The 4,959-nt window shown below is 72.0% G+C and carries 3 protein-coding genes and 1 pseudogene; 3 read left to right on the forward strand and 1 reads right to left on the reverse strand.

All coding sequences use genetic code 11. The features are described 5' to 3' along the window. Nucleotides 1-818 precede the first annotated feature (818 nt). Nucleotides 819-1,115, forward strand: coding sequence for a DUF1540 domain-containing protein (locus ACWEVO_RS29960; RefSeq protein WP_452310827.1), 297 nt, complete (start codon nucleotides 819-821; stop codon nucleotides 1,113-1,115). 55 nt (nucleotides 1,116-1,170) lie between these two features. Here the strand turns inward: ACWEVO_RS29960 and ACWEVO_RS29965 are convergent, their stop codons facing one another. Next, nucleotides 1,171-3,177 (reverse strand): protein meaA, encoded by a 2,007-nt coding sequence (locus ACWEVO_RS29965; RefSeq protein ID WP_452310829.1) that lies wholly within the window; start codon nucleotides 3,175-3,177, stop codon nucleotides 1,171-1,173. Between the two features lie 166 nt (nucleotides 3,178-3,343). On the opposite strand from ACWEVO_RS29965, the gene ACWEVO_RS29970 reads away from it, so the two are divergent. Both ACWEVO_RS29970 and ACWEVO_RS29975 read left to right on the forward strand, forming a co-directional pair. Next, nucleotides 3,344-4,189, forward strand: coding sequence for an ABC transporter ATP-binding protein (locus tag ACWEVO_RS29970; protein ID WP_452310828.1), 846 nt, complete (start codon nucleotides 3,344-3,346; stop codon nucleotides 4,187-4,189). Next, nucleotides 4,189-4,863 (forward strand): annotated as a pseudogene (locus ACWEVO_RS29975) (ABC transporter permease); the annotation flags it as partial. The gene ACWEVO_RS29970 and the pseudogene ACWEVO_RS29975, both read left to right, overlap by 1 nt. Nucleotides 4,864-4,959 lie beyond the last annotated feature (96 nt).

Consider the following 4,959-nt stretch of genomic DNA (forward strand, 5'->3'; position numbering starts at 1 on the left):
GCGAACACACCACCGGTGAAAGCCAGACCAGCGATACCGAGAATGCTCTTACGGAAGATCGTGTTCATGGGGGAAAGCTCCATTCGGGGGTTGGCGCACGCACGCCGATGGGGGGTCGGCGGGTGCGCAAGCACCGTCAGGCGCTACAAGAACAAGGGGGAAAAGTCTTAAGGGGGATCCGGCACGCGGGGCTGGGCCGCTTCGCGGCGCCGGGACCATGTGTAACGACCGGCGACCCACCATCATTCCCGGGGGCCGGCCACCCGGCGGGGCGGCTCGTCGTCCCGCCCGCGCGGGCCGGTCTTCCTCGGCCGTTCACGGGGATACAACGACCCCCGCCCGCCCACCATTCCGGCCCCACGGTGCCCCCGGCCACATGCCGAAACCGGACAACCACCCCACCCAGGCTCGCACCGCCCGTATGTCCGGACCGTCCGTGGAACGTTCATGGGCCTGTCCTCGCCCCGGTGCCCTCCAAAGCGTTCCCGGGCAGCACACACAGGGAGGCCACAACCGGACAAAGCCGACCCGGGGCAACGCGGTGGCGGCCAGTTGAGCGTGCCCGGGGCGTCGGTGCTGGCCCGGCGATTGCCAGCGCGCCTCGCCGGGCCGCGACAGAGCCACCTTGGTCCACCCGATGTGCCGCAAAGGGCGGCTTCGGACGCTCGGGACACCGCACCATGCCGCAAGGCGAGTCGATCAAGGAGGCGGGACCGGCGGCACGCCGGAGAGAGAGGCGGGGCGGCGGCGCGAAACGGCGGTTGGCGAATGGGCCAAATGCCTAAAATCTTCTCAAGACGCCTAAGGAGGTCGCCGCCATGACCGCAGCGATGGAGATGCCCCGGGTGCAGGAGTGCACCGTGAGGTCGTGCGCCTACAACCACACCAACGACTGCCACGCCTTCGCCATCACGATCGGCAGCAGCGACCACGCGCACTGCCACACCTTCGTGGAGATGCCGGTACGCGGCGGCGTCGACCGGGTCAACGCCCAGGTCGGCGCCTGCACCCGGTCGGACTGTCAGCACAACTCCGATCTGGAGTGCCACGCGCCGGCGATCACCGTCGGCCCGCGCACGGACCTGGCCGACTGCCAGACGTATGTGAGCCGCTGAGGTGTTAGTAGGGGCCCCTTTTACAACGCCAGGCGTTAACAAGGGGCCCTTCCTTTCACCTCAGGGCGTTGGCCTCGCGGATCACGGTGACGAGGTCGTCGATGATGCCGGTGAGCGCGAAGTCCTTCGGGGTGAAGACTCGGACCACGCCGGCGGCCCGCAACGCCGCCGCGTCGCCGGCCGGGATGATCCCGCCGACCACCACGGGCAGGTCGGCGCGGCCGGCGGCGCGCAGCCCGTCCAGCACGGCCGGCACGGCGGCCAGGTGCGAGCCGGAGAGCACGGAGAGGCCGACCAGGTCCACGTCCTCCTCGACGGCGGCGGCCACGATCTGCCCCGCGGTCAGCCGGATGCCCTGATAGACCACCTCGAAGCCGGCGTCCCGGGCGCGTACCGCGATCTGCTCGGCGCCGTTGGAGTGCCCGTCCAGACCGGGCTTGCCCACCAGCAGCCGCAGCCGGCCACTGCCGAGCTCCCGCGCGGTGGCCGCGACCCGCTCCCGGACCGCCGCCAGGCCCGGGTCGCCGCCGGCCCCGGCCGCGCCCGCGAGGCCCGTGGGAGCGCGGTACTCGCCGAAGACCTGGCGCAGGGCGCCGGCCCACTCGCCGGTGGTGACCCCGGCCCGCACGCACCCCAGCGTCGCGGGCATCAGGTTCGTCGTGGTCGCGGCGTCCGCGCGGAGCCGGGCCAGTGCCGCGTTCACGGCCGCCGCGTCCCGGCCGGCCCGCCACTCGCGTACGGCGTCGGCGGCGGCCGCCTCGACGGCCGGATCGACCTGCTCGACCGCCTCGGCGCCGGCCGCGGTCAGCGGCGACGGCTCGGTCTCGGTGAACCGGTTGACGCCGACCACCACGTCCGTGCCCGCCTCCATCCGGCGGCGGCGGTCGGCGAGCGAGGCGACCAGGGCGCTCTTCAGGTAGCCGGTCTCCACGGCGGCCACCACGCCACCCATCTCCAGCACCTTCTCCAGCTCGACCCGCGCCCCGGCGACGATGTCGTCGACCAGCGCGGTCATCACGTGCGAGCCCTCGAACAGGTCCGGGTACTCCAGCAGGTCCGACTCGTACGCCAGCACCTGCTGCATGCGCAGGGACCACTGCTGGTCCCACGGCCGGGGCAGGCCGAGCGCCTCGTTCCAGGCGGGCAGCTGCACCGCGCGGGCCCGGGCGTCCCGGGACAGGGTCACGCCGAGCATCTCCAAGACGATGCGCTGGATGTTGTTCTCCGGCTGCGCCTCGGTCAGGCCGAGCGAGTTGACCTGCACCCCGTAGCGGAAGCGGCGCTGCTTGGGGTTGTCGACGCCGTACCGGTCGCGGGTGATCTCGTCCCAGAGCGCGCCGAACGCGCGCATCTTGGCGATCTCCTCGACGAAGCGCACCCCGGCGTTGACGAAGAAGGAGATCCGCTGGACGACGTCGCCGATCCGCTCGGCGGGCACCTGGCCGGAGTCGCGGACCGCGTCGAGCACCGCGACCGCGGTGGCGAGCGCGAAGCCGACCTCCTGCACCGGCGTCGCGCCGGCCTCCTGCAGGTGGTACGAGCAGATGTTCACCGGGTTCCACCTCGGCATCTCGCGCAGCGTGTACGCGATGACGTCCGCGGTCAGCCGCAGCGACGCGGCCGGCGGGAAGATGTACGTGCCCCGGGACAGGTACTCCTTGATGATGTCGTTCTGCGTGGTGCCGGCGCAGCGGTGCAGCTCCGCGCCCTGCTCGGCGGCGACCGTGCCGTAGAGGCCGAGCAGCCACATGGCCGGGGCGTTGATGGTCATCGAGGTGTTCATCTCGGCCAGCGGGATGCCCTCGAAGAGGGCCCGCATGTCGCCGAGGTGCGCCACCGGGACGCCCACCCGGCCCACCTCGCCGGCGGCCAGCTCGTGGTCCGGGTCGTACCCGGTCTGGGTGGGCAGGTCGAGGGCGACGGAGAGGCCGGTCTGCCCCTTCGCCAGGTTGCGGCGGAAGAGCGCGTTGGTGGCCGCGGCCGAGGAGTGCCCGGCGTAGGTCCGCATCACCCAGGGCCGGTCGCGCTCCGGCAGCCGACCCGAGGGAGCCTTCTCATCCATGCCCGTCTCACCCATGGCCGGAGTCTAAGTTACCGTTCAGTAAAACGGGCTGTGGAAAACCACACAGGTCCATGGAGCGGACCGACGGGCACGAGCGGCGCGACATGGCCGACACCACCACACCCCGGGCCGCCGCCGCTCGCGTCGCGGTCGCACACTGGACGTCATGGATGACGAGCTGGCGATCTCCGTACGGGGACTGCGCAAGGCGTACGGGGACACCGTAGCGGTGGCCGGCGTGGACCTGGACGTACACCGGGGCGAGGTGTTCGCCCTGCTCGGCCCCAACGGCGCCGGCAAGACCACCACGGTGGAGATCCTGGAGGGCTACCGGCAGCGCGACGCCGGCGAGGTACGCGTGCTCGGCGCCGACCCCGCCCACCCCGACCCGGGCTGGCGGGCTCGGGTCGGCATCGTGCTCCAGGGCACCGGCGAGTTCGACGAGCTGACCGTCGCCGAGGTGGTGGGGCACTTCTCCGGCTTCTACCCGGGGGCCGACGACCCCGACAAGGTGATCGAGCGGGTCGGGCTGGGCGCCAAGGCCAGGGCCCGTACGCACACCCTCTCCGGCGGGCAGAAGCGCCGGCTCGACGTGGCCCTGGGCATCATCGGCCGCCCCGAGCTGCTCTTCCTCGACGAGCCGACCACCGGCTTCGACCCGGAGGCCCGGCGGGAGTTCTGGGAGCTGATCCGGGACCTGGCCGCCGCCGGCACCACCATCGTGCTGACCACGCACTACCTGGACGAGGCCGAGGCGCTCGCCGACCGGGTGGGCGTGATCGCCGCCGGCCGGGTGGTCGAGGTGGCGCCGCCGAACCGGCTCGGCAACCGGCAGGAGGGCCTCACGACCGTCTCCTGGCGTACCCCGGACGGCACGCCGGAGACGGCGGAGACGGCGACGCCGACGGCGCTGGTGGCCGAACTGGCCGCGCGCTTCGGCGGCGAGGTCCCCGGCCTCACCGTGACCCGCCCGACCCTGGAAGACGTCTACCTGCGGATGATCGGACACTGATGACCACCACGACGAAGCCGGCGGCCCCGGTCGCCGCCGCGCCGGCCCGACGGCTCGGGGCGGGCGCCCTCGCCCTGCGCCAGGGCCGGCTGGAGATCACCCAGTTCCTGCGCAGCCGGGAGTCCGTCGTCTTCACGATGGGCTTCCCGATCATCATGATCCTGATCTTCGCCGCCATCTTCAACGACGACATCGCGCCGGGGGTCAGCTACACGCAGTACTTCATCACCGGCATGATCGCGACCGGCCTGATGACGGTGAGCTTCCAGAACCTCGGCATCTGGATCCCGATCGAGCGGGACCGGGGCGTGCTCAAGCGCTACCGGGGCACCCCGATGCCGAAGTGGGTCTGGTTCGCCGGCAAGGTGATCATGGTGGTCGCCATCGGCGTCGCCGAGACCGTGCTGCTGCTCGCCGTCTCGGTCGCCCTGTTCGACCTGAAGCTGCCCGACACCGCCGCCAAGTGGGCGACCTTCGGCTGGGTCGCGGTCCTCGGCGTCACCGCCTGCACCCTCTGCGGCATCGCCATCTCCTCGCTGGCCCGGACCGCCCGCAGCGGCTCGGCCGTGGTCACCCCGGTGGCGCTGGTGCTCCAGTTCATCTCCGGGGTGTTCTTCGTCTTCACCAGCCTGCCGTCCTGGATGCAGCAGGTCGCCGCGCTCTTCCCGCTCAAGACAGGTCGCTCACCGTCGCCCAGTGCGCGGTGCCGGAGTCGAGGTGGGCGGCGAGCAGGTCGCGGACGCCCGGCTCGGCGTGGGTGAAGACCCGCC

The organism is Micromonospora sp. NPDC003776 (assembly GCF_053605645.1).